The following is a 25,274-nucleotide window of genomic DNA, read 5'->3' as shown; positions in this document are numbered from 1 at the left end:
CATCCACTTCGAAGGTAGGTTAGATGGTGTGCTAGATATTTAGCAATTTAGGCTGACACAGAATTCTGAACGCCCTCCGTTTTTCTACCCTCAAAATAGATCACTTAATTAAGCGAATTGGTATAATAAAAAACCCACAACTCTTAACTATTAATTTATAAACTACTATTATGCTGCTTATTTTTAGGTTCGTGGCTGTCATTGCTGTCATTCGTTTTACTTTCTTTGTTATCAACTTTTTGAATGGGTTGGTTACGAACACACATTAAGTCATCAGCCATATATTGGCAGCTTCCTATATATAAGTCGTTATGCCCACCCTGATACTTACACGATTGTGACTTTTGCTTTTCAAAGCATGCTTTCACTGCTATTTGATTAAGTGGCTGAGAATGTGCTGCCGCATAACCACTTAAAAGTAATAATGAAGGAGCAAGTAAAACAAACAGTGACTTATATTTAATAGTCATAATTTTCTCAATGCTTTGGTGGTGGTTTATTGCCTGGCGGCGGGCCACCTGCTGCTCTTACTGACTCACCATGAAGGCAGCCAATAAACAAATTTTCGCTCGGGCTGGCAGCATGATAATGATAGCCTCTGGTTTCATCTGTTATACCACGGCATTCGTCGAGTGACTCTTCATTGCCTTGTGCATCTTTCATTGCGTAAATACCGTAACCGTCAACGGCATAACCTATTAAAGGGGCGTGTCCGTCAGTAGTTTGAGCTGAATTGGTACATCCTGTTGTTGAATGATAGTGATAACCTTGGTGCAGGTTAATATGCCCACCGCAGTCGTCAAATGCTGCAATTGTATAACTGCCTAAAATAGCATTTATAGGTGCAGGGCCTGAAAGTTCAGTACCATCAAGCGCTATGCCCACGGTATGTAATCGGCTGGATTTTTTACTCACTATGGGTGTAGTCGGAATTAAATATGTAAGCGAAAAGTTATCTTCTAAATAAGATAGCTCGCATTCAATACAATTTTGTTTGTATTGTTCTTCTACATCTGGGCGTGCAGCACCTGAGCAAGATTCTTTTGTTGCTGTATAACGAACTTTATTTGTTTTTGCGTCATACAATACCCATTTTTCATCGCCGTAGTATTCATCTAGCTTAAGAATAAAGTCGCCAGTTAAGTCGACTAGCTCTCCTTTACCTTGTTTATCAAACCAAGTACCTGATACATCAGCTCCGTCTGTTGTGCTGCGAGGGCAAAATGGGCCAGGCTCTCTGCCTGCGGGTGCACCTGATGTAGTAAACTCATAACAGGTTGTTTTAGTACCTTGCTGGGTTTCACAATCAACAATTTTAGGCTCTGTAATAAAAGCCTCTTGTTTGAACATAGATAGGTTTATTGATTGATTCGCTTTTTGCGGCTCACTAAGTGGGCTACTGACTTGCTCAGTATTTTTGTTACTAGATGAGTCGTTGCAACCACTTAGAGTTAAAGCTGTTGCGGTAACAATGATTGCACATGCGCTATAATTTTTTAAGCCCATTACTTGTATCCTTTTCGGTATAGGTTTTAGCGTACTTATACTGTGGCATATTACTGGCCAAATGTGTAAAAAGTATGCAAGCGAGTGAATTTAACACACGATGAAATATGTTTAACGGCGCGGTTGTTGCTAAATTTCAGTTTTAAATTTAATTATTATTGTGTTTTGAATCAATAAACAATGCGTATGTGTAATACACAATAACTAAAAATGTTAGTGTTTAGCTATCGTTCAAATACAGTTGAGAATTACATATGAAGTTTTTAGTATTTTTAGGCACGGTACGCGATAGTACACCACCAAAACCAGCTCGCTTAGGCTTAAGGGTTTCTAGGGCTTGTATAGAATGCTTAACAGAGCATTTTGGCGATCATGAGTTTGAGCTAATTGATACGTTGGACTTTCCTAGCGAAAACGTATTTAAACCACACTTTGCATACGCTAAAAGTAATGCACCTACAGAACTCACTCTATTAGCTGATAAAATTAAAGCCGCAGATGGATATATAATGATTAGCCCTGAGTACAATCACAGCATGAGTCCAGCCCTCGCTGACTTACTTAATCATTTTGGTAGCTCACTGTTCTCGTATAAACCAAGTGCAATAGTAACTTACTCAGCAGGACAGTGGGGTGGTGTAAGAGCGGCCATTAGTATGCGCACGTTTTTATCTGAACTTGGCTGTTTGCCGGTATCGGCGATGATCCACGTGCCAAAAGCGCAAGATGTGTTTAGTGAGGATGGCAAACCTGTTGCAGGAGAGAGTCAATCATCGTGGTTTAATTATTTCTCACGCACGTTTAGCCAACTAATATGGTGGGCGCAGGCTGCTAAAGAGCATACCGAGGTGGTTGACCCGCAAAGTTTACTAAAAAGCTTTAAAACAGCTCCTTCTCAGCGCAATGCACCTTAATACCCGCTAACTAATTGTTTGGATTGATTATAGAAACATGGCTGCATAAAGTGGTATCATTAACGCTACATATTTTTAATAATGCATAATACCAATTCTCAATAATAGTTAATCAATTTAAGGGATTAAATCGCTAACTGCATTAAAAATTTTTGATATAGAACAACTCAATAACGAAATTTTTGCTTTGTTATCAACACGATTTTCTTGTCTCAAAATAGATTACTTAATTATGCGAATTGGTGTAAGAAACAAGGAAATTGTGTCTTGAAATATCTAGCCTTACTAAGTGTGCTAACGCTTAGTGCATGTAGTTCTGTTCCCCATAAAATTGAAATGAGCCAAAGTACGGCTGCAAATATGAACCTTATCGCTTTAACTGAGCAAAGTGCACCAAAGGGTGTTGCTGGCACTTACCAGTTTCATATTAAAGCGGCGGGGGCTCAGGGGAGTTGGTTGTATTTAAATACCGAAACTGATTATCGAGATAGACGTTCTATTACGATATCAATACCGCCTAATGTGGTAGCAGAGCTTCAAAGTAAATACGGACAACCAGCAGACACCTTTTTTATTGATAAAACAATAGAAGTAACAGGCGAAGCTAAACGAGTAACTATCGATTTTATGAGCCGTGGTAGAGCCACTAATAAATATTATTATCAAACGCACATAGCTGTGTCATCAATTAAGCAGCTTCGTTTTATTGAAAGTTAGCAAAAAGCAATGCACTGTATTTATATACAGTGCATTGTAAAAAGCTTACTTTGAGCTTTAACGTTTACACTTAAATTTACTGCTATGGCGCTACTTTAGCGCTGTTTTATTCCACGATTTCAAAACTCTTATTTAACCTATTGTAATCTCATTACATAAAACTAATAATTGGTTAGTTTTATAAGTTTGAGTACCTGTATTGAAAGCCAAAGAAATCCGCAATTTTTATATCAACGAAGAGCAATCTGTTTATTTGCTTTCGCACCGCGATGCTAAAAAACACCGCCAGTGGCTTAATATTTGTATTAAGCAGTTAACACTGCTGGGCTACAAAAACGTTGAAATGATTGGCTCGGGTGCTTTTGGTTTTGTATTTGCAGGTGATGACGATAACGGCTTACCTTGGGTATTTAAGTTTTCGCGTATTACACTTGCCCAAAGTGTACGTGACCGCCTAGAAGACGAAGCGTATATGCTTTCGCAAATTAATAACCCCTTAGTGCCTACCTTTTATGCATTTGAGCGAATTAAAAAACAAGGGATTTTAATGATGGCTCGCGCCATTGGAGAGGACCTTGAAAAAGTATCGCTTAAAACAGGGCGCTTTAGTGCCGCGCAAATAATGGCACTAGCTGTTAGGTTACGTAATGTATTAATTGATTTACGCAGTCACAAAAACGGCATTAGCCCACAACCTATAGTGCATGGCGATATAAAGCCTTCAAACCTTGTTTGGGATGCAAACACTGATGCGCTGTCGTTAGTGGATTGGGGAAGCTCTGTGTATGCACAGCTCGATAGTGATGGTAACCCTGTTGCCAGTAACTTTATGGATTTAATGTCGGGCGATTTAAGCACAACGAATGCTCGTATGGGCGATGTGTACTTTATTGGTGAAGCGCAAATGTCGGGGGAGCAATCATCCCCACGATTTGATGAACAAGGTGTAGCCGCAACGTTGTATGCGCTAGCGTCGGCGCAGTCGTGTCGCTTTGGTGCACAAGCCATCCCTGCAAGCAGCTTAGGGCTCCCAAAAGAGCTGGCTAAAGTGATTGATGGCATGCTTTCTAAAAGTAAGGCACAACGTGATGGTGCCGGTGATTACTTTATGCGTAATATTACAACTATGGCTAAAGCGTACTTACCTGAGCTTGATAAAAAACAAAAAAAAGCAGATATTCCTTTTTGGTATGGCAAGGCCGAGCAACCCGACACGGTTGTATATAGTTCACGAAAACAGTTTTTACGCCAGGCCGATCATAATCAGCAATTACTTGATATAAACGATGCTCAACTTGACCGTTATTATAAAGAGTTTTTGTTTGATACAGGCGATACCGAAAAAGCATTTTTAGCATCAATAAGCCGATTAGCTAAGTACCCTGTTGTTGGTGGGCTTAGTTTTCATTGGAAGGATGAGTCGATGTTTGTTGAATCGTCTTTAATTATGCATGACGAATCATTGGGTGATGCGTTTAGTGATGCGATTAATAACACGGTGATGCTTGCGCAAGCGATTAATCAAAAAGGGTTATTTAAGTGTTGTTTGTTTGATGCCCGTAAAACCATTCAACTAGAGCGAGATGGCACGGGTGCATTTAAGTTTGATAGCCTACCAGAGCTTGAATACGAAGTTGTAAGCATGAAGGCAAACGACATAACCCGCCCGCATTCATACTTTGAAGACGGTAAAGACCCTGATGAGCAACTACAGCTACCTAAAAAAGTTATTAAGTGCGTATTTGAGCTTAACCAAATTCATCATACGGGGTGTATTATTTTTGAAGCACTGCCCGACAGAATGAAGATTCACCATTACTACCGTTTACTCGATTCGAGTAAAGAGGTTGAGTTTAAACGTTTACTTAATAAACTTATGCAATACGCGGTAAATATTACGGACGTTGGTGTTGCGGGCTTTATGAAACTCCCATATAAAAACACCCGTGAGTTTAGTTTATGTGAGCAGCAAGAAGAGCATTACTTTCCTAAAAACCCCAAGCTTGTACCTTTATAGAAAGAGCCCTTCACTAAAGAGTATTAAATAAGAAGTAAAATATAAAAAAGAGCACAAGTTTGTTTAACTTGTACTCTTTGCTACTTAATTATACGGTTAGGTTTTACTTCTTAAAACACCTTACTAAAGGGCGACGTTGGTGATAGCTCAAATTGATGAGTAAGTTTTTGCGTTTTATTAGTCGCTGTTATTTGATAATGCTGCTTGTGCTCATTGTTACTAAATAGCTTAACGTTAAAGTTAACTTTAGTTAGTTTACTCGCAAGAGAGTAGCGACCAGTAATGGTTACTTGGTCTATATTGTCGCTTTTATGTGTATGCGACGCTTCTGGGTTTAGCAAAAGTCCGTCAATAGTAAATTTATACTGATGATCCGCTAAATAAACGTTCTTTTTAACTCGCTTACTTATTTGTTTTTTATGAGCATTAAACTCAACTATTGATACTTTGCCATCCTTATCTTCATCAACCCCTTTAAAAGCCGACATAGGGATTGAAAGCACAATAAACACGTTATTATCAACAAAATTCAGCGTACCGTGATCTGCAACCATTAAATGCGCGTTTGCTAAGGTTGGTGTACTCAGTAAGCACAAGGTGGTCATACTCAGTAGACCTCTTTTTATATAAGGCATAGCTTACTCCTAACTAAACTTCGCCTTTAACACAGCGTTGAAAAAACGGGTAAGTGTCTGTTGCGTAGTAGTGGTATATCCCATCAGGAAACTCAGGCGTTACACCAACGCGGCCATTACATTCATCTAAATCACCAGAGCCTGCTACGTATTCCCAATCTTGTGCAAATGTACCTAATGGGTATATATCGGTAGAAGGGCGGTTTGCGCTTACGGTTGTTACGCGTTGATAGCTACCGGTCATTGCGGTTAGGACTGAAGTTGCATCACTTGAGTCTGAATAGCCGTAACGTGCATAAATAGGAAAGCCATCTGCTGCCCAACCTATTAGAGTCATAGTGGTGCTATTGCCACCTCGCATTGCTACAAAGCCTTCAGGCATACCATGATAATGATATGTACCATCGGGTTGTACGTGTGCATTGTTGTCGTCTGTTCCAAAACTAAACGTGTCTTGGCTTAGGGCTTCTATATTCCAGTTGCCGCTATTGTCGCCTAAATCGCAATCGGTTCCAGAATCATCACAACTTCCGCCTGTACCAGCGTCTATTTTAATGCCATTAAGTACAACGCCTATCATTCCACGAGGACCACCAAGCATGGTTGCTTGTGTTGTTTCTATAGGCTCAAGTGTGTAGCTTTCATTTACTGATTGCTCAGAAATAGTATTTGGGTTATCAGCATTAGGGAATGTGCCTACTTCGTGATCGGGTATGCCATTAGCTACTAAGTCGCGTGTAGTTCCTGTGCATGACCAATCTGCAGCGCTGGTGGCTTGTACTGACTCTGACTCGTTATATTCACTGTAGCTATATTCACAAAGTACACTTTGGGTTGAAATGCTGGTACCTGTGCCATTATCTGTGGTGGTTTGTGATGAGGTTTCTGTAGTTTCTGAGCTATCAGCTATGCCTTCTCCACCTCCACATGCAACTAACGATGAAACAATTAAGGCAAGAGAAGTGAGCTTTAAAGCATTTATCCTATTTCGATTTTTATTATTAAGTGCGTATTGTTTCATTGCTGCCTACCTGATCAATTAAGTTACTCAAACAATAATCAGCAATTGTGCAAATAGTGTGTAAACAATGATGACAAATTAGCAATTATGTAAATAGGCGGAGTATTAAAGCTAAGTTGAGATTTAACTTTATGAGATTGTGTTTTATTTTAAAATTTCAAAAAGTTAAACTAATGCCAAAATAGCTAACATAAAAGGCTACCTTAATGGCTAAAACAAAACCTGTAGTGACGTTACAAAGTCACGGTATTTACTCTAAGTGGGATAGTGAAAGTAAAGCGTTGCCACAAATAGAGCAATTTACAACAAATGTAATAGCTGAGGTAGATATTGAGTTTGGCTTAATCGTAAATATCAAAAAAGGTAAAGGCGAAAAGCTTCATTATTGTATTTACCATCCTGATATTCCAAGTAGTAACGGTGATGTGATGGACCCTTTTGAAGGCGATGTATACGTTAAAAACAGTGATTGGAACTTTTATTTAGGCGATACACTTTGGCTGCCAATAGAAAATAAATTGGGTGATTGGCGAATGACGATTGAACTAAATGGAAAAATCATTGCTGATAAAACTTTTAATGTGGCATTAGAGGCAGAGCGCACTGAAACAGATTTTTGGAAAAACCGAGGGTACTAATTGTTATTTATTGGCTATGTGACGCGGATATAATTGAAGTTAATGAGAAAATAGTCGAAGAGCTATTTATAAACAGCTCTTCAACCTTAAATTAGTAAGTTTTTAGTTACCCCAAGGGTTACTAGAATTAGAACGCTGCTTACGATCGCGAGCACGTTGCTTAGATTCTTTTTTCTCTACAATACGTTTAGCGTCAACAAAACTAAGTTCACATGGCTCACCAGGTTTATGATCAGCGGGGATAACACGATCTCGTGGCGGCAATTCGTATTGCACATCATCAGGCTTAGGTAAGTTTTTAAGACGGTACAGGTAAAAGTTATCTACTTTTTCTTGTGCCCATTGTGTTTTACGTAAAAATTTAACCGCAGACTTAACATCAGGATTATTTTTAAAGCAGTTAAGTTGTAAATAAGCGTGTAGGAGTTCCCACCCGTATTGTTCAACCAGCTCTTCAACCACTTGTTCTAATTTTACGCCTTGCAGTGGGTTATTACTGAAAAGTTCTTGGTTGCTCATAGGTGTTGCCTCATTATTAAAATACAAATTGCATTATAAATTTAATAACGAGGCTTTAACAGAGTAAATAGCTTAACTTTGGCAATTAACTACAACACGACCACGAATTTTTCCTTCCATAAGTTGCTCTGCATTATCAATTACGTGTTCAAGTGATATTTCTGTCGAAATTTTATCTAAATAATCAGTACTTACTAATTTAGCTAAGCGATCCCATGCTTCAATTCTGTCGGCTTTAGGACGCATTACGCTATCAATCCCTATAAGAGATACACCACGTAATATAAAGGGTGCCACCGATGCTGGTAAATCCATACCTTGTGCAAGTCCGCATGCTGTTACTACACCACCATATTTTAATGAAGCACAAATATTTGCCAGTGTATGGCTACCCACAGAGTCTATTGCTGCTGCAAATCGCTCTTTTTGCAAAGGTTTGCCCGGGTTTGAAAGCTCACTTCTGTCAATTATGTTTGATGCGCCAAGCTCTTTTAAATACTCACTTTGATCTAATCGACCTGTTGCCGCCGTTACGTTATAGCCAAGTTGGTTTAGTAAATAAATAGCAAAGCTACCCACGCCGCCATTAGCACCGGTTACCAGTATTTCGCCAGACTCTGGAGTAATGCCTTGTTTTTCAAGCGCTATCACACTTAGCATAGCGGTATAACCGGCTGTACCAATTTGCATAGCTTGTTTAGGTGAAATACCCGCAGGCAAGGGGATTAGCCAATCGCTATTAAGAGCTGCTTTTTGAGCAAGTCCGCCCCAATGTTTTTCGCCTACACCAAAGCCATTTAATATTACGTTATCGCCATTTTTAAATTCATCGCTGGTGGAATGTGTAACCGTACCCACTAAATCAATACCTGGCACCATAGGAAAACTGCGTACAACGGGGCCTTTACCAGTAATTGCTAAACCATCTTTATAGTTAAGTGTGCTGTATAGCACGTCAATAGATACATTTTCGTTTGGTAAATCGCTATGTTCGATAGTCGATAATGAGGCGCTGTAGTTATTATCTTCTTTATTAATAACAATGGCTTTAATTGGGTTACTCATGGGATATCCTTTTAGACCGATCGTCTTTTAATTGGTAAATAAAAACGCATTAGGTTAATAATGCGCGTAAAAACATTTCTGTATACAAAGTAAGTGGGGTATTTGATTTGGTGAGCTTGGCGCGCATAACAGCACCTTCCCAACCAATCCAAAAGTACTCACTCATTAATTGTGTGTTTACATGGCTTGCAATAGTGCCTTGTTGCTTAGCTTGGTTTAAGCAAACCTCTACATGGTTTTGCCAAGCTGTGTAGCTTTGCATTAATCTGGTTTTAAACTCATCACTTAAATGGTTAAGCTCTTGATTTAAGTTACCGACTAAACAGCCACGTTTGTAATCGTATTTTTTCATCCCTTTAATTGCGCTTTGAGTAAAATTAACGATTCGCTCAAGTGGGGGAACATCTTCTTGGTGTAGGTAATGGGTAAGCTTGGCAATAAAATAACTGTCGTATGCATCAACTAACGCAATACCGTAGGCTTCTTTACTTTTAAAGTAATGATAAAAAGAGCCTTTAGGTACAGCCGCTTTTTTCAAAATAGTATCGAGCCCCGTGGCGCTAAAACCAAATTCAGTTAGGGTTTCAAGGCCCGTGCGAATAAGTAACGCTTTTGTATCGGCGTTTTCTCTGGCTATTTTAGGTGGGCGACCACGGCGTATTGGTGTTGATGTATTTTTGTTCATGAACCTATATTAGACCGATCGACTTTAAATAATCAAGTATAAATTTAAATTGTTTAAAAATAGTTCAAATTTAGGGGCGGGCTACTAATTTAAGATTAATGAAATAAAAGTGTCACGATTACATTTTTGTTTGGAACTTAGTCAATATTAGTCGGTCACAATTAAAGCACACAAGTACTTTTTAGCGATTATTAAATCGCCAATTTGTTATTACGAACCGGTCAAATTAAATGTTGTATGACCACTTACTTTTTTAAATGTTAATTCATTTTTGCATCAGCAGCTTAGTTAAAGTCAAACAATTTAATTGCTTTTACAATTTGAATTTTACATTTTTATTAACTATTCATTAAATGTAGATTTCACTAATGCTACACAATATATAAATAAAAAGGTGAGGATATTACCGATGAAGAGACAGAAAAGAGATCGTTTAGAAAGAGCTCATTCTCAAGGTTTTAAAGCAGGTTTAGCAGGTCGCTCAAAAGAGCTATGCCCTTATCAACAAGTAGATCCAAAATCAGAGTGGTTAGGAGGTTGGCGTGAAGCGATTGAAAACCGCAACATGTACAAAACCTAAAATCAATAATCGAATTTAAGCAAAAAGGCCTCCACATTGGAGGCCTTTTTGTTTGTGCATTTAAAAATTAAAACGCACTAGTGTCTTGGAATAAGCCCACTTTTAAATCTTTTGCTTCGTAGATTACTCGGCCATCTACTTCTACAGTGCCATCAGCAACGCCCATAAACAATTTACGTTTAATTACGCGTTTCATTACAAGACGGTAAGTTACTTTTTTATTAGTTGGTAAAATTTGGCCAGTAAATTTAACTTCACCCACCCCTAGCGCACGACCAAGACCAGGGCCACCAGACCAACCTAAGTAAAAGCCAACTAGTTGCCACATAGCATCTAATCCTAAACAACCTGGCATTACTGGGTCGCCTTTAAAATGGCAATCGAAAAACCACAGGCTAGGGTCAATATCAAGCTCAGCAACAATTTCGCCTTTACCATGAATTCCGCCATCAGCAGTAATAGAGGTAATGCGGTCCATCATTAACATGTTGTCACTTGGTAAACGGCAGTTGCCTTCACCAAACATTTCACCTTGACCACACAGGATCAAATCTTCTTTTGTATAGCTATTTTTAGGTTCCATAACACTTATCTTCGCTTAGAAATTGCCAAGTACTTTAGCGTACACTTGTACGCTAAACAACTCGGAGCAGTTAAAAAATCAAAATATTGCATATTAAATCATCAATCAATCAACACGATTGGTTTTTGCACTATAAAACCGCGCAATTACAATCAGAAATCATTATAATTAACGCTGTCTTATAACCAGTCTAAAGGAAGTTTATGATCCTTTTTGTTAACTCACTAACTGTGATTGATTTTTCTTACTTATCTAACAAACGCGGCGCCGTTGGCGAGAGCTGGATTGTTGATTTAACTTTGCACGGTAAACTTAACGAAGAGTCTATGGTTTTAGACTTTGGTTTAGTTAAAAAGCAAATTAAAGGCATTATAGATGAGTGTATTGATCACCGATTAGCAATTCCTACGGGCCTTAATGGGACTGTATCTGAGTTTGACGAGCATAAAACACTCGACTGTACATTTGGTGAAAACAACCACTTAGCTATGAGCGCCCCTCATCAAGCTTATTGTATGATTAACGCAGACGAAGTAACGGTTGAATCGGTTACTGAATTTTTAATTGCGACTATTTTACCAAAACTCCCAGATAACATTGAAAAAATTGAGCTGTCTCTTAAGCCTGAACACAGCCAAAGCTTTTACTATCATTACAGCCATGGTCTTAAAAAGCATGACGGTAATTGCCAACGCATTATTCACGGGCATCGTTCTCAAATTGGTATTAGTTTAGATGGTATTTCTATGCCGCGCTTGCAAAAAGAATGGTCTCAAAAGTGGGAAGATATTTACTTAGCCACCAGTGAAGATCAAATTAGCGGCAGTGATTTAAAACACATTACAGCTAAAGCTGATGACGTATGTTTTGCCTATACATCGGCACAAGGCTATTTTGAAATGGCTATTAGCGAATCTCGTTGCGACATTTTACCAGTAGATACAACCGTAGAATGTATTGCTGAACATGTAGCTGGTCAAATTAAAGCCCAATACCCAGAAAAAGCAGTAAAAGTAACCGCTTATGAAGGGGTAGGAAAAGGATCGATTAGCTATGTTTAAAACACTTTTAGCAACAGCACTTATTGCCTCTACTAGCCTTAGTGCTATGGCACTTGAGTTAAAAGGGCACTTAACACAAGGCGGCTTGGTTACTGGTAAGCTTGAAAATGCTAAATCGGTAAGCTTAGATGGCAAAGAGTTAAAACTTTCATCTAGTGGTGATTTTGTATTTGGTTTTGGTCGTGATGCTGACACTACTCATACTTTGAAATGGGTAGATAGCAGCGACAAGTCACATTCTCAGCCGATAGCTATTACCAAGCGTGAATATAAAATTGATAAAATTACCGGCGTAGCTAAAAAATATGTTTCACCGCCAAAAGAAGTTAGCGCACGTATAAGCCGCGAAGCAGTTGCTGTGCGTAAAGCACGTGAAGTTGACTCTGATTTACTGTACTTTTTAGACCCTGTGTTAAAGCCTGCAGAAGGGCGTATATCGGGTGTTTATGGCAGCCAACGTTATTTTAATGGTGAGCCTCGTCGTCCGCACTTTGGCTTAGACATTGCCAATAAAACAGGCTCCCCTGTTTATGCGCCGATTAGTGGTTCCGTGGTATTTGCTGAGCCTGATTTATACTACTCAGGCGGTACATTAATTATTGATCATGGCCATGGCATTACCTCAACTTACATTCACTTAAGTAAGCTTGATGTAAAAGTGGGTGACAAAATTGAGCAAGGTAACAAAGTGGCTGAAATTGGTGCAACAGGGCGTGTAACGGGTCCTCACCTAGATTGGCGTTTTAACTGGAAAGGCGAACGCCTCGATCCAGCATTACTAATGCAAGATACATTAGCAAACAAAAAGTAGAGATTATGACTGACGTAAATCGCGATGCAATAATTGCTCAGCGTATTGAAGACTCAACTACATCGGTAACTAAGACCGTGTTTCCTGGGCGTACTAATCATCACAATACTTTATTTGGTGGTGATGCACTGGCGTGGATGGATGAAGTGGCATTTATAGCAGCGACTCGTTTTTGCCGTAAGCCTTTGGTTACCATATCTTCCGATAGAGTTGATTTTAAAGAAGCGATACCAGCAGGTACTTTTGCAGAGTTAATTGCTAAAGTAGTCCATGTAGGTAACACCAGCTTAAAAGTTGATGTAGATATACTATTAGAAACTATGCACAGAGATGATAAGCACTCTGCCATTAGTGGTAGCTTTACGTTTGTTGCTGTCGATGATAATCACAGACCAACACCGGTAGTATGCGATAAAATGATTTATGGTTTTGAGTAATTTAGAGCTTTAAAGACGGGGTAGAGTAACATTATATAAGCACCTTAATTGGTGCTTATATAAAAAACCATAAAGAACACATCATACTAAATATTTATTAAATGTAATCTCAACACCTCAGTTAATATTTACTAATAAACTAATCAAAATAAAAGAGAAATTGATAGGGATAAGAGTTGTTAGAAGCAAAAAAGGTATGCTTTAAACATACCTTTTTAGTTACATTTAGCTTTTAATTAAATTTACGAATACTTATATGCATACATACTACTTAAAGCACCATTGCTGCAATCCAGCCAAATATCAGCAGTGGAATGTTAAAGTGAATAAACGTTGGAATAACAGAGTCTCTAATATGGTCGTGCTGGCCATCGGCATTTAAACCTGATGTTGGTCCAAGCGTTGAGTCTGAAGCAGGGGAGCCTGCATCACCTAAAGCGCCCGCAGTACCAACAAGTGCAGCGGTTGCCATAACAGAAAACCCGAGGTCTAAACACAAAGGAACAAACAAAGTTGCAATAATAGGCACTGTTGAAAACGAGCTACCAATTCCCATTGTAATTAATAACCCGACTAACAAAATAACACCGGCGGCCAAAGGTTTATTACCATCAAAAAGTGCGGCTGTGCTGTGTACTAAGCTCGCTACGTCGCCAGTGGCCTGCATAACCGATGCAAAGCCTTGTGCCGATATCATAATAAAACCAATCATCGCCATCATCGCAACGCCTTTACTAAATACGTCGCCGTTTTCTTCCCACTTAACTACACCAAATACACTAAATATCATTACACCTACTAAACCGCCTAAAATCATTGAGCCACTTAGGTTTTGTGCAACAAGTGAGGCAAGTACCGCACATAGCCCTACAATCATTACTTTTTTAGGGTTTTCTACCTCAGCCGATTTACTCTGAGTTGTTAATGGGAGCTCTGTGTATTCGCGACGTTTTTTGTAGGTAATAAATACCGCAATAAGTAATCCAATAAACATACCTAATGCAGGAATTATCATCGCCATAGGGACTTGTGTATTTACAATGTCTAGGCCGTTATCAACTAGGTTTTTATGCAAAATAGAATATAAGTAAATTCCCCCAAAACCATAAGGCAGCACCATGTAAGAAGTTGCTAATCCAAATGTTAAAATACACGCTATAGCACGCCTGTCTAACCTTAACTGATTAAAAACCACGAGTAACGGCGGGATTAAAATAGGAATAAACGCTATGTGTACAGGTACTAAGTTTTGCGAAGAAATCGCACAACCTAAAATAATTAATAAAATGAAGTAACTTAAAAATGTTTCATTCCCGCTGCCTTTAGCATTTACTTTAGCAAGTAACTTATCAGCGAGAATGCGTGTTAAACCCGACTTAGAAATAGCAACGGCAAATGCACCGAGCATGGCATAACTTAGTGCAATTTCAGCTCCGGCAGAAAGGCCAGAATTAAATGCATCAACACTTTCTTTTATACCCAAGCCTGCTGTTAAACCAGCAACTAAAGCACTTATGATCATGGCAACAATGACGTTAACGCGAGCCAGAGATAGCCCGAGCATTAAAATAACGCCTATAACAACAGCATTCATAGTATTCTCTATTTGGAAATTTTAATTAATTTTATCAGATCTTTAGCCTGAGTTTTACGCTCTTTCGTAAAAGGTTTTTTACTATAGCGTACTTGGTTAAATAACTGACTAAATGTGTTTATAGATTGTGCAGAACGAGGAAGTTGATCAGCAAAAAAATGTAACTGCTGACTCGGTGTTAAATTATCGGGTGTATTTATTTTTTGTTTTTTCGCCCATGCTTTTACTTCATAAAATTCTTTAACCATAGGCGCTAATTTAGTCGGGCGTTTTGGTAAGTTTAAATACACAAAATAACCTACAAAACAAAAACCAGCTGTTAGTAAAACCATTAATGGTACAAGCCAAATGTTTTTACTACCAAAAATTGATTTTAAAAAATCATTTTGTTTTTCTTCGTCAAAACCAAGTACCCAGCTAGACCATTGATAATCGAGATTTTCAAGTTCCAACCTTAACCAATTAATAGCGGGGAAATTACTTAAACTCACTAAACCAAAATCAAGATTACTTTTAAATTCGTCATTCAGCTCTTCGTTTTGCGAAAGCGAGCCATTTAAACGCTCCGGTGCGACAACAGCCGTTGCATCAAAAATAACCCAACCTTCGTTTTTTAAATATACTTCTACCCATGCATGCGCATCGTACTGGCGAACTGTTAGCGTATTATTATCTTGGTTTAATTCACCGCCTAAATAACCACTTACTAATCGAGCGGGTATACCTGCGGTTCTAAAAATGTACGCAGCGGCGCTTGCATAATGACCACAAAATCCACGTTGGTTTTCAAATAAAAATTGGTCAATCGTGTTATCGCCGCTCATCGGAGTGGGTGTTAACGTATAAGTAAATCCTGTACCTGCAAAGTATTGTAATAAGCTATTGTAAAAATCGCGGTCAGAGTGTGTATCTTGCTTTAAGTTTTTAGCAAGTGATGATGTTTTTACATTCTTTTTATAAGCGAGGTATTTGTAGCGTTTTTCTTCAAATTCGCCAAGCGATAAAGCTGTGAAGTTAAAGCTATTTACATCGTATTGTAAGTTTTTAGCTTGACGACTTTTTTTACGCAATAAGCCTAGCGAATTACCTTCAACATTTGGTGAGTTACTACTGGAATACGCTAAACCATAGAGCCATTTTTGTGTAGCAGGCTCTGTAATAACTGAGTAGCTTGCAATAAGTTGCTCATCATTTTCGCTCTGCGTATTTGTTTTTACATTATTATATTTTAAAAAGTCAGACGTAAGCCACGCATTACCATTAAACTCATCATGAACTATTGCTCGCCAATAATAAGGCGCTACAGGTTTTTCTTCGTTAAATTTAGCTCTAAACACAAGTTCATCTGAGTTTGAAAGCTTTGCAATATCGAAAGGATCGACTTGTTCAGAAAGCCCTGTTTTTGCAAGCTTAGGCCCAGGGAGCTGCCAAAAGGCGGGCATTTTTGGTAAAAAAAGCAGTAAAAATACAGCTAAAGGAAGCGCTAAAAGTAGTAATTTACCACTTTGCTTAGAGGCTATTTTTAAATTATGTTTGGATTCGAGTAAGCCAAGTACTGCAAAGTTTAATATGTATAAACTACTTACAGTTAAAGTCGTTAAAATGCTTTGGTTAAATAAATACACCGATGAGAGTGAAAAAAACGTAAGCGTTGTAATTACATGATAGTGTTTTTTGGTTTTAGCCTGCAGCAGCTTAAATAAACTAGCAAGTAGCAGCATGGCCACAAATAAAATAACCGTATCCGACATGCCTACTGTGTAGAGCATTAAACCTAGTGACACACCTGCGAGTATATTTGCCAGCCAAGCATTTGGCTTTGGTTTATTACTCAGCGTTATGTAAAAGTTCCATGCACAAATAAGTGAAAGTACACCTACAAAAGCAAGCGGTAAATGTGATACAAAAAATACAATTAAACATGCATATATAAAAGACAGCGAATAATTTATTACTTTTTCGTTTTTAAGTATGTCCATTACACATCACCATTAAATGAGCATAATAATTCTAAGCATTGCTGCTTATGTTGCTGTCCGGTATTTGTATTTATTGTTTTATTCGGTAGCTTTAACATAAAAGGGGTGTTTTTTTCGGTTGCTTCACACACTAAAAAGCATAACTGGCTTAAACGTTGTTCTGTATCTCCATTCATTAACATAAAATCGAAGAGCGCATTCGCTGTTTTAAAGTCTACAAACTCTTTTACTAACAACTGCTGTGTTTTTGCGTAATGCTTCCACGACACTCTTTGCAAGCCCATCTCTGGTAAATGTGGGATTAACGACTCAAACTCTTCGCTACCAGATTGTGTAGAAACACCTTTATCGGCTTGCTCATCAAGCATAGAAACATGCGCATCACTGTGTACTTGTTCAAGCGACGGGTATACAAAAACATCTGTTTGTAATTGAATGTAGCTCCAAACAGTTATTAAGCCAAAGGGGTAGTTACTCGCTATTTTAATACGTTGCACTGAGTACTTACCGCGTGAGCTGTAGGGTAAGTTGAGTGCAAGTAACTGAGTCTTACTATCAACTTCGTCGGTATGTTTGTGAGTTTGCTCACTACCTTGATATGTTAAATTAATAGATTGGGTAACTCTAGCGCTTTGTAATTCAAATACAATACTCGGTTTTTGAGGAGCGTAGCTGTTAAATGCATCTTTAAATTTAACCGTTAAGCCTTTAGCGTTACTGTAGCCCATTAATACAGCAATAATCATCACCACAAACATAAGATAAGACATTATTAAAATTAAATTATTTTGATAATTAATGCCCATCACAAAGTTTAAAATAGCCACAATTACAAAGTACCAACCAAGGGATGATGGCAATACATAAATTGTTCTGTGTTCAAGTGTAATTGAGTTTTTTAAATGCTTATTTTTTAATAATTTATTAAATACACCTCGCTTAAATGACTTAAATAAAGAAGGGCGCTTAGCTGTTTTTTTTGGCATGAAAGTTTATACCGGAACTAAAACGTTTTTTAAAATATCGTTTACTTGCGCTTCACCGGACTCATTATGCAAACCTAATCGATGCTGACACACACTTGCAAATACGGCTTGAACATCTTCTGGCATTACAAAATCACGACCCTCAATAAAGGCCCACGACCTAGCCGCTTTAGCCAGAGCCATACTGGCACGCGGTGATAACGATGCTGCAAAAGCGTTGCTTGTGCGTGTATAATTAACAAGCTCTATAATGTAGTCAATAACTGGGCTACTTAAAGTAATTTGGCTAATCTGGGTTTGAATTACCGCTAACTCTTGTTGGTTAATACGCCTAGGTAACTGACTGTAATCTCGTTTTTGCATATTCAAAATTAAGCGTTTTTCGGCTTCTTTAGGTGGAAAACCTAAGCTAATACGCATTAAAAAACGGTCTAATTGCGACTCAGGTAACGGATAAGTACCTGATTGGTAAATCGGGTTTTGTGTTGCTATCACAAAAAATGGATTTGGCAGCGTATATTTTTTTCCATCGACTGTTACTTGGTGCTCTTCCATTGCTTCAAGCAATGCACTTTGTGTTTTAGGCCCTGCGCGGTTTATTTCATCAGCTAAAACAACTTGGCTAAAAATAGGGCCTTTATGAAACGTAAAACTGTGCTCGGTAGAGTTAAACACATTAGTACCCAGAATATCAGCAGGCAGAAGATCACTGGTAAATTGAATACGCTGATACGATAAACCTAGCACAGCTGACAATGCATGAGAAAGAGTGGTTTTTCCCATACCAGGCAAATCTTCAATGAGTAAATGCCCTTCGCTAAATAAGCATGTAAGTGCCAGTTTTATTTGTTGTTGTTTACCAAATATAACACTCGAAAGATCGTCTATAATCGCAGTAACAGTACTATGCATGCTAACCTTATTATTATTCTATTATTTCAAGACGCTTCATTACAGTGTCTACTTTTTTTGTGTTGAAAGGTTTTGCAATAAAGCCTTTAGCGCCCATTTCCCACGTGTTTTGTACGTTTTCGAGACTATTGTGGCCAGAGCACATAACAACATGAGTGTGCGGGTAAGTACTATTAATGTATTCCAATATATCTGCACCGTTAGAGTCAGGTAAATCTACATCTACAAATATAACGCCTGGCGGTTTATTGTCCATAATAGGTTTGGCAGAGCTAAAATCAGCACTCTCTAATATATCTTCAAACCCTAAGTCAGTTAAAATTTGGTTTAGATAATCACGAATTTCCTTAACGTCATCAATAATGAGGATGGGCTCTAGCGGGCGAACAAATTCCATATGTAGGTTACTTCTATTTTGAATACATCTAAGTGCTTTAATACTAAGCTAACCCCATCATAAGCTCAAGAACGTTACTTAAAAAACACTAATAAATAAACTGTTTATAGGTTTGCCCAACAACCTATTTTTAAAGGATTACCTGCTTTCATAGCTTCTACTAACTTATATTTTTATTAATTGTATTGAACAATAATGACGTATCTACAATAAATCCCTTAATCCTACACTTTATTTCCTCAAAATCTGATGTAACAAATTTGCTACTTAACTTATTGATTCAAAAATATTTACATAAAAATTCGATTTTTTGTAAACGTTTTGTAATAAAAAATCGTTGACCTTCTAAATTCATTCTGTGATTATGCTCAGTGGATGGGCTTATGCTCACAAGTGCAATTTCATTAACTATTTAATGTTTTGCTCAGTCAGCCTCATCTATACACACTGAATTAATACCAATTTCATTAAATGAATATGCAATTTAATAAAGTTGGCATCACACACCACACTAAATAAAGAGCTTATTATGTTGAATAATAAAAAGACTAAATTTGCAATTTCTCTCATAGCGGCAGCTATGGCTACATCGGCTCCAGCACAGGCTGATATTTCTGAATATTTAGATCGCGTTGACGTAGACTTTTTACTAATGCAAAACTTTCAGTCAATTCAAGCTAAAGACGGCGCATTTCGTCCAGAAGATGAAGAACAAGAATCAGGATTTGGCCGTATTAGAGCTAATCTAATGCTTAAATTTCATATTAACGAGTTCATCACTGCCGATATAGATATTGCAGAAGAGCCTAATGACTTTGGTGGCGAAGATCGTGACTTTTCATTTCACAACGATTTTGCAGGTGTTGAATTTGACCTACTAGGTCTTTATGGCACACCAAAAGAAAACGCAAATTTAACACTGCGTTTGGGTAATATTGGTGGCTCACCATTTCAATTTAAAGGTTTTCAAGACGGCGCAGATAACCAAAGTAATGCACTTATTGGTAATGGTATTACCGATTACGCAACCGCAGAAAACGGCGCACAGCTAAGTTACAGCGAAACTTTCGATAGTGGTGTAGTACGTGCTTATAATGTTACAGGTCACATTACGACTTCAAGTTTCGGTGAAGCGTTTCAAGAAGACAGAGGTTATAACTACCGACTTCAAGGTACTCTAGAATTTGAAGGTGGCTTTAAAGCAGGTTTAAACTTATTAAAAGCCAATCAAGGCGACCAGTTACGTTTTGAAAACGGTGTAGCCAGTCTTGATGGTGTAACCACAACAAACTATCGCTTTGGCGATGGTGAAAACTATAACTTCTCAGCGTCACCTTCGAACGAGCGTGACACTCATGTTGGCGCAATGCCAGGGCTTGAGCAATCAATCATCCAGCTTAACTTAGCTTATCAACCATCTGACGAAACTAGCTTAATTTTTATGGTTGGTAAATCATCTGATGACTACACGTTCGCAGATGCCGCTGGTAATGCAGTTGCCGGTATTACCTACTTTGGTACAAACGGCATAGCTGATGAAAATGGCACGACTTTTGATTCAAACAGTGTAATAGAAGGCGACTCATCGGTTGAGTACTTCGTGTTTGAAGCACAACAATATCTAATCCCTAAAAAGCTATATGTAGCGGCTCGTTATGCAGAAGCCGAAAACACTTCCGACTTAATTGAACAGACAGACAACACAGTAGAGCGTATTCAAGTAGCCGCAGGTTACTGGTTTAACGATAAAACGCTTTTAAAAGTTGAGTATGTTAACCAAGAAGAAGGTGTTAATTCGGGCGGCCAAATCGGTAAAGGATTTGACGGCTTCACTTCTGAAATATCTGTTAAATTTTAAGTCATTATCCAACTAGTCTAACTATTTATACAAAGGACCTAAAAAGGCACTTTGCGGGCAGTTTTATGCGTTAAAACTGCCATAAATAGAATTGGTAATTGATTGAAATTTAATAGCACTTGTTAAAACATAATGTGTATGGGGAATACCCGATGAAAAATAAATTAATTATGCTCGCGTGTGGCTTTATAAGCATGGGCGCTGTTGCAAAAGAAACGATTACAATAGCCACTGTAAATAATGGTGATATGATCACCATGAAAGAATTAAGTAGTAACTTTACCAGCCAAAACCCTGACATAGACCTAAAATGGGTTACTTTAGAGGAAAACATTCTTCGCCAACGTGTCACTACCGATGTAGCAACAAAAGGCGGCCAATACGATGTAATGACCATAGGTACTTATGAAGTACCTATTTGGGGCAAGCAAAATTGGCTAAAAGAGCTGGATAATTTAGGTGAAAACTACGATTTAGACGATTTAATACCTGCAATCCGAAGCGGTTTAACGATTAACGATTAACGATAAGCTTTATGCTGCACCATTTTATGGTGAAAGTTCAATGGTTATGTACCGCACTGACTTAATGGAAAAAGCAGGGCTAACTATGCCTAAAGCCCCAACATGGGACTTTATACGCAAAGCTGCTAAAGCGATGACCGATAAAAAAGAAGGTGTTTATGGCCTTTGTCTACGTGGTAAAGCAGGTTGGGGCGAAAACGTTGCGCTTATTACATCCATGGCTAACTCGTTTGGCGCGCGTTGGTTTGATGAAAACTGGAAGCCACAGTTTAATACCCCAGAGTGGGAAAATACCCTTCAGTATTATGTCGATGTGATGAAAGAATCTGGTCCTGCTGGTTCATCTGCAAACGGTTTTAATGAAAACCTTGCACTATTTCAAACCGGAAAATGTGGTATTTGGATTGATGCAACCGTTGCAGGCGCATTTGTTACTAACAAAAAAGACTCTGAAGTTGCCGATAAAGTAGGGTTTGCACTTGCGCCAGATAACGGTCTGGGTAAACGCGGTAACTGGTTATGGTCTTGGACTTTAGCCGTACCGGCAAGCAGTAAAAAACCAGATGCCGCAATGAAATTTATTAGCTGGGCAACATCTAAAGAATACACTCAACTTGTAGCCGACAAAAAAGGTTGGGCAAAAGTACCGCCAGGTACACGTAAATCACTTTACAGTAATCAAAAGTACATGGACGCAGCACCGTTTGCGCAAATTACCTTAGATTCTATTCAATCTGCAGATCCTAAAAATCCAACCGTTAAACCGGTGCCTTATGTAGGTATTCAGTTTGTTGCTATTCCTGAGTTTCAAGGAATTGGTACAGCTGTTGGGCAACAATTCTCAGCAGCATTAACTGGCCAAATGAGCGTTAAGCAAGCGCTTAGAACGTCTCAGCACCTTGTTGAGCGAACAATGCGTAAAGCTCGCTATCCTAAATAGCATGTAATGGGCGGGTAAGTACTCAAACTTACCCAATATTTTATGTCAATTCTATTTACTTGTTAGTTATAACGCTATCAAGGGTTTCTGATTTTCACTTGATAGTTAACAAGTAAATAGAATTGGCTTTTTTAAGGTCACCTTTATGGCAACAACTAACTCGCGCACGCTTGCTCGGTTTATGCTTCTTCCTAGTGTAATTTTATTACTTGCTTGGATGATAGTTCCGCTGTGTATGACACTGTATTTTTCATTTATTGATTACAACTTACTCGTTCCTGGGGATAAAGAGTTTGTAGGCTTTTTAAACTATGAATTTTTCCTAACTGATCCGGCTTTTTTTGAATCATTTTTTAACACGCTTTACCTAGTAACTGGGGTTTTACTTATCACTATTTGTGGTGGTATTGGCTTAGCTATTTTACTAGACCAAGCAATATGGGGACGAAACTACGTTCGCATTATGGTATTAGCTCCATTTTTTGTAATGCCAACTGTGTCGGCATTGGTATGGAAAAACATGCTAATGAACCCAGTTAATGGCTTATTTGCACACTTTTCGATTTGGCTTGGCTTTGAACCTATCGACTTTTTTGCTCAAATGCCGTTATTTTCAATCATCATAATTGTGTCTTGGCAGTGGTTACCGTTTGCAGCTTTAATACTGCTAACAGCAATACAATCATTAGACCGTGAACAATTAGAAGCGGCTGATTTGGACGGAGCTGGCCCATTTAGTAAGTTCTTTTACATCGTTTTACCGCACTTATCGCGCGCTGTAACTGCGGTTATATTAATCGAAACTATATTTTTACTGTCAATTTTTGCTGAAATATTAGTCACAACTAGTGGCGGTCCTGGTTATTCGTCAACCAATATAACGTACTTAATTTATACGCAATCGCTACTTCAGTTTGATGTAGGCGGCGGTTCGGCAGGGGGCATAGTTGCAGTTATTATTGCAAATATAGTCGCTATATTTTTAATGCGCTTAATTGGCAAAAACTTGGAGGGTTAATTATGACTATAAAAGATAGCCGTCGTTCCAAACTAATTTATACCATTACTGCATGGACAATAAGCGGCATGATTTTCTTTCCAATTTTATGGACGCTCATCACCAGTTTTAAAACGGAAGCCGAAGCAATTTCAGCAAGCCCAAGCTTATATGTGTTTGATTGGACGCTCGAAAATTACCGAGATGTACTGTCGCGTTCGCCATACTTTACCCATTTTTGGAATTCTGTGGTTATATCGCTAGGTTCAAGTTTACTAGGGTTATTAATTGCGGTACCTGCTGCGTGGTCTATGGCTTTTGTGCAAACTAAAAAAACAAAGCATTTATTGATGTGGATGCTTTCAACCAAAATGTTACCGCCAGTAGGGGTACTTATTCCGATTTATTTATTGTTTCGTGACTTCGCATTACTCGATACAAAATTAGGTTTGGTTATTGTAATGACACTCATTAACTTACCAATAATGGTATGGATGCTTTACACCTACTTTAGAGAAATACCAAACGAAATACTTGAAGCTTCACGTATGGATGGCGCAACAATTGGTGAAGAAATATTTCATGTTTTATTACCAATAGCCTTACCGGGTATTGCCTCAACGTTATTGTTAAATGTTATTTTGTCGTGGAATGAAGCATTTTGGACACTTATTTTAACCGCTGCAAATGCTGCACCTTTAACGGCATTTATTGCCAGTTACTCAAGCCCTGAGGGGTTATTTTACGCTAAGTTATCGGCAGCATCTGCCATGGCCATTGTGCCAATTTTAATACTTGGTTGGTTTAGTCAAAAACAATTAGTGCGTGGATTAAGTTTCGGCGCAGTAAAATAGGAGAATATACATGGGCAGCATCACACTAAAACAAGTCACTAAAAACTTTGATGAAGTAAACGTAATTAAACCACTCGATCTAGAAATAAAAGACGGTGAGTTCATTGTTTTTGTTGGTCCGTCGGGCTGTGGTAAATCAACATTATTACGTATGATCGCAGGTCTTGAAGATACCACCAGTGGTAATATAGAAATTGACGGCATTGACGCTACAAAAACACCGCCTGCAAAAAGAGGCTTAGCAATGGTGTTTCAATCCTATGCGTTATATCCGCATATGACAGTGCGTAACAATATTGCTTTTCCTTTAAAAAGAGCCAAGGTTAGCCCTGCAGAAATCGAAAGTAAAATTGCTAATGCCGCTAAAATACTTAATTTGACCGATTATTTAGACCGAAAGCCTGGGCAATTGTCGGGCGGTCAGCGCCAGCGTGTAGCGATAGGGCGCGCAATTGTACGTCAGCCTTCGGCATTTTTATTTGACGAACCACTTTCAAATCTTGATGCGTCACTACGTGTAAATATGCGTTTAGAAATATCTGAATTACATAAAAGTTTAGCTACAACAATGATTTATGTTACACACGATCAGGTTGAAGCCATGACAATGGCAGATAGAATCGCGGTATTTAATGCCGGTATTATTGAACAAGTAGGCACACCTTTAGAGCTTTATAAAAACCCTGTAAACAAATTTGTAGCTGGTTTTATTGGTTCGCCAAAAATGAATTTTATAGATGCTCCACAAAATGAAGATGCGAATGTTAGCTGTATTGGTATACGACCAGAGCATATAACACTCTCTACTGAGCAAGGTACTTGGGCTGGAACTGTAGGTGTAATTGAGCATTTAGGATCGGAGAGCTTTTTACATATAAATATTGAAGGCAAAGGGACCGTAACAGTAAAAGCAGATGGTGATTGCCCATTAAAATATGGCGACAGTATTTACCTAAGCGCACCAGCAGATAAAGTATTAAAGTTTGATAATAACGGTTTAACTATTCGCTAAAGCCAATTTTTAATTACCTTAAATAGCACCTT

Annotated in this window: 25 protein-coding genes and 1 pseudogene; 13 read left to right on the top strand and 13 right to left on the bottom strand. The window is 38.3% G+C overall.

Going from position 1 to position 25,274, the window contains the following annotated elements; all coding sequences use genetic code 11:
• Positions 1 to 155: 155 nt before the first annotated feature.
• Together I6F66_RS10450 and I6F66_RS10445 are read right to left on the bottom strand one after the other, a co-directional pair.
• On the bottom strand, positions 156 to 470 hold the full coding sequence (locus tag I6F66_RS10450) for a hypothetical protein (protein ID WP_165739838.1): 315 nt from the start codon (positions 468 to 470) through the stop codon (positions 156 to 158).
• A gap of 7 nt (positions 471 to 477) precedes the next feature.
• Positions 478 to 1,506 (bottom strand): YHYH protein, encoded by a 1,029-nt coding sequence (locus I6F66_RS10445; protein WP_197209246.1) that lies wholly within the window; start codon positions 1,504 to 1,506, stop codon positions 478 to 480.
• A 254-nt stretch (positions 1,507 to 1,760) separates the two neighbouring features.
• Between I6F66_RS10445 and I6F66_RS10440 the strand changes: the two genes are divergently transcribed.
• The 3 genes from I6F66_RS10440 to I6F66_RS10430 all read left to right on the top strand — a co-directional run bounded on the left by I6F66_RS10440 (position 1,761) and on the right by I6F66_RS10430 (position 5,154).
• Positions 1,761 to 2,420: an NADPH-dependent FMN reductase gene (locus I6F66_RS10440; RefSeq protein WP_165728607.1), complete on the top strand. Its 660-nt coding sequence runs from the start codon at positions 1,761 to 1,763 to the stop codon at positions 2,418 to 2,420.
• A gap of 267 nt (positions 2,421 to 2,687) precedes the next feature.
• Entirely contained in the window at positions 2,688 to 3,137 is a 450-nt protein-coding gene (locus tag I6F66_RS10435) for a hypothetical protein (protein ID WP_197209245.1), read from the top strand.
• A gap of 199 nt (positions 3,138 to 3,336) precedes the next feature.
• Positions 3,337 to 5,154 (top strand): serine/threonine protein kinase, encoded by a 1,818-nt coding sequence (locus I6F66_RS10430; RefSeq protein ID WP_007582765.1) that lies wholly within the window; start codon positions 3,337 to 3,339, stop codon positions 5,152 to 5,154.
• A gap of 110 nt (positions 5,155 to 5,264) precedes the next feature.
• On the opposite strand, the gene I6F66_RS10425 is transcribed toward I6F66_RS10430, so the two are convergent.
• Together I6F66_RS10425 and I6F66_RS10420 are read right to left on the bottom strand one after the other, a co-directional pair.
• Entirely contained in the window at positions 5,265 to 5,789 is a 525-nt protein-coding gene (locus I6F66_RS10425) for a hypothetical protein (protein WP_197209244.1), read from the bottom strand.
• A 13-nt stretch (positions 5,790 to 5,802) separates the two neighbouring features.
• A complete protein-coding gene (locus tag I6F66_RS10420; RefSeq protein ID WP_197140741.1) occupies positions 5,803 to 6,810 on the bottom strand; it encodes a YHYH protein in 1,008 nt (335 codons plus the stop codon).
• Positions 6,811 to 7,016: 206 nt separating this feature from the next.
• On the opposite strand from I6F66_RS10420, the gene I6F66_RS10415 reads away from it, so the two are divergent.
• Positions 7,017 to 7,448 (top strand): DUF3859 domain-containing protein, encoded by a 432-nt coding sequence (locus I6F66_RS10415; RefSeq protein ID WP_166378937.1) that lies wholly within the window; start codon positions 7,017 to 7,019, stop codon positions 7,446 to 7,448.
• A 102-nt stretch (positions 7,449 to 7,550) separates the two neighbouring features.
• On the opposite strand, the gene I6F66_RS10410 is transcribed toward I6F66_RS10415, so the two are convergent.
• The 3 genes from I6F66_RS10410 to I6F66_RS10400 all read right to left on the bottom strand — a co-directional run bounded on the left by I6F66_RS10410 (position 7,551) and on the right by I6F66_RS10400 (position 9,717).
• The gene (locus I6F66_RS10410; RefSeq protein WP_007582761.1) at positions 7,551 to 7,967 is read right to left on the bottom strand and encodes a VF530 family DNA-binding protein; all 417 of its coding nucleotides are present in this window, start codon (positions 7,965 to 7,967) and stop codon (positions 7,551 to 7,553) included.
• Between the two features lie 72 nt (positions 7,968 to 8,039).
• Positions 8,040 to 9,032, bottom strand: a complete 993-nt coding sequence (locus I6F66_RS10405; RefSeq protein WP_197159396.1) for an MDR family oxidoreductase — start codon at positions 9,030 to 9,032, stop codon at positions 8,040 to 8,042.
• 49 nt (positions 9,033 to 9,081) lie between these two features.
• Positions 9,082 to 9,717, bottom strand: coding sequence for a TetR/AcrR family transcriptional regulator (locus I6F66_RS10400; RefSeq protein ID WP_197159397.1), 636 nt, complete (start codon positions 9,715 to 9,717; stop codon positions 9,082 to 9,084).
• A gap of 409 nt (positions 9,718 to 10,126) precedes the next feature.
• Between I6F66_RS10400 and rmf the strand changes: the two genes are divergently transcribed.
• Positions 10,127 to 10,297 carry a ribosome modulation factor gene (rmf, locus tag I6F66_RS10395; RefSeq protein WP_002960897.1) on the top strand — a complete coding sequence of 57 codons (171 nt, stop codon included), beginning with the start codon at positions 10,127 to 10,129 and terminating at the stop codon, positions 10,295 to 10,297.
• A 67-nt stretch (positions 10,298 to 10,364) separates the two neighbouring features.
• On the opposite strand, the gene fabA is transcribed toward rmf, so the two are convergent.
• The gene (gene fabA, locus I6F66_RS10390; protein ID WP_007582756.1) at positions 10,365 to 10,880 is read right to left on the bottom strand and encodes a bifunctional 3-hydroxydecanoyl-ACP dehydratase/trans-2-decenoyl-ACP isomerase; all 516 of its coding nucleotides are present in this window, start codon (positions 10,878 to 10,880) and stop codon (positions 10,365 to 10,367) included.
• A gap of 203 nt (positions 10,881 to 11,083) precedes the next feature.
• Between fabA and I6F66_RS10385 the strand changes: the two genes are divergently transcribed.
• From I6F66_RS10385 to I6F66_RS10375, 3 genes are read left to right on the top strand one after another with little or no spacing between them, the layout of a single operon-like run.
• The gene (locus tag I6F66_RS10385) at positions 11,084 to 11,941 is read left to right on the top strand and encodes a 6-carboxytetrahydropterin synthase (RefSeq protein ID WP_197159398.1); all 858 of its coding nucleotides are present in this window, start codon (positions 11,084 to 11,086) and stop codon (positions 11,939 to 11,941) included.
• On the top strand, positions 11,934 to 12,752 hold the full coding sequence (locus tag I6F66_RS10380) for a M23 family metallopeptidase (protein WP_165739853.1): 819 nt from the start codon (positions 11,934 to 11,936) through the stop codon (positions 12,750 to 12,752). Before I6F66_RS10385 ends, I6F66_RS10380 begins: the two co-directional genes overlap by 8 nt.
• A gap of 5 nt (positions 12,753 to 12,757) precedes the next feature.
• Positions 12,758 to 13,189 (top strand): acyl-CoA thioesterase, encoded by a 432-nt coding sequence (locus tag I6F66_RS10375; protein ID WP_010552809.1) that lies wholly within the window; start codon positions 12,758 to 12,760, stop codon positions 13,187 to 13,189.
• A 271-nt stretch (positions 13,190 to 13,460) separates the two neighbouring features.
• Here the strand turns inward: I6F66_RS10375 and I6F66_RS10370 are convergent, their stop codons facing one another.
• From I6F66_RS10370 to I6F66_RS10350, 5 genes are read right to left on the bottom strand one after another with little or no spacing between them, the layout of a single operon-like run.
• Positions 13,461 to 14,783: a Na+/H+ antiporter family protein gene (locus tag I6F66_RS10370; RefSeq protein ID WP_010552808.1), complete on the bottom strand. Its 1,323-nt coding sequence runs from the start codon at positions 14,781 to 14,783 to the stop codon at positions 13,461 to 13,463.
• Between the two features lie 8 nt (positions 14,784 to 14,791).
• Complete coding sequence (locus tag I6F66_RS10365; protein ID WP_197209243.1) at positions 14,792 to 16,762, bottom strand: DUF3488 and transglutaminase-like domain-containing protein; 1,971 nt, start codon at positions 16,760 to 16,762, stop codon at positions 14,792 to 14,794.
• Entirely contained in the window at positions 16,762 to 17,748 is a 987-nt protein-coding gene (locus I6F66_RS10360; protein WP_197209242.1) for a DUF58 domain-containing protein, read from the bottom strand. The genes I6F66_RS10365 and I6F66_RS10360 overlap by 1 nt, the downstream gene beginning before the upstream one ends.
• Positions 17,749 to 17,754: 6 nt before the next feature.
• Positions 17,755 to 18,660: a MoxR family ATPase gene (locus tag I6F66_RS10355; RefSeq protein ID WP_197119859.1), complete on the bottom strand. Its 906-nt coding sequence runs from the start codon at positions 18,658 to 18,660 to the stop codon at positions 17,755 to 17,757.
• Positions 18,661 to 18,673: 13 nt separating this feature from the next.
• Entirely contained in the window at positions 18,674 to 19,057 is a 384-nt protein-coding gene (locus tag I6F66_RS10350; RefSeq protein WP_165741180.1) for a response regulator, read from the bottom strand.
• 529 nt (positions 19,058 to 19,586) lie between these two features.
• Here I6F66_RS10350 and I6F66_RS10345 point away from each other — a divergent pair.
• From I6F66_RS10345 to I6F66_RS10325, 5 genes and pseudogenes are all read left to right on the top strand, one after another.
• Complete coding sequence (locus I6F66_RS10345; protein ID WP_007377151.1) at positions 19,587 to 20,915, top strand: hypothetical protein; 1,329 nt, start codon at positions 19,587 to 19,589, stop codon at positions 20,913 to 20,915.
• A 152-nt stretch (positions 20,916 to 21,067) separates the two neighbouring features.
• Positions 21,068 to 22,379: pseudogene (locus I6F66_RS10340) on the top strand (sugar ABC transporter substrate-binding protein).
• Positions 22,380 to 22,524: 145 nt separating this feature from the next.
• Positions 22,525 to 23,397: a carbohydrate ABC transporter permease gene (locus I6F66_RS10335; protein WP_024589366.1), complete on the top strand. Its 873-nt coding sequence runs from the start codon at positions 22,525 to 22,527 to the stop codon at positions 23,395 to 23,397.
• A gap of 2 nt (positions 23,398 to 23,399) precedes the next feature.
• The gene (locus I6F66_RS10330) at positions 23,400 to 24,230 is read left to right on the top strand and encodes a carbohydrate ABC transporter permease (protein WP_197119857.1); all 831 of its coding nucleotides are present in this window, start codon (positions 23,400 to 23,402) and stop codon (positions 24,228 to 24,230) included.
• 10 nt (positions 24,231 to 24,240) lie between these two features.
• On the top strand, positions 24,241 to 25,242 hold the full coding sequence (locus tag I6F66_RS10325; RefSeq protein ID WP_007377154.1) for an ABC transporter ATP-binding protein: 1,002 nt from the start codon (positions 24,241 to 24,243) through the stop codon (positions 25,240 to 25,242).
• Positions 25,243 to 25,274 lie beyond the last annotated feature (32 nt).

Origin of the sequence: Pseudoalteromonas sp. NZS100_1, assembly GCF_015864285.1 — a bacterium.
GTDB lineage: Bacteria > Pseudomonadota > Gammaproteobacteria > Enterobacterales > Alteromonadaceae > Pseudoalteromonas > Pseudoalteromonas arctica.
Note: the sequence above shows the minus strand (reverse complement) of the source record. Positions and strands in the feature narration are given on the sequence as shown.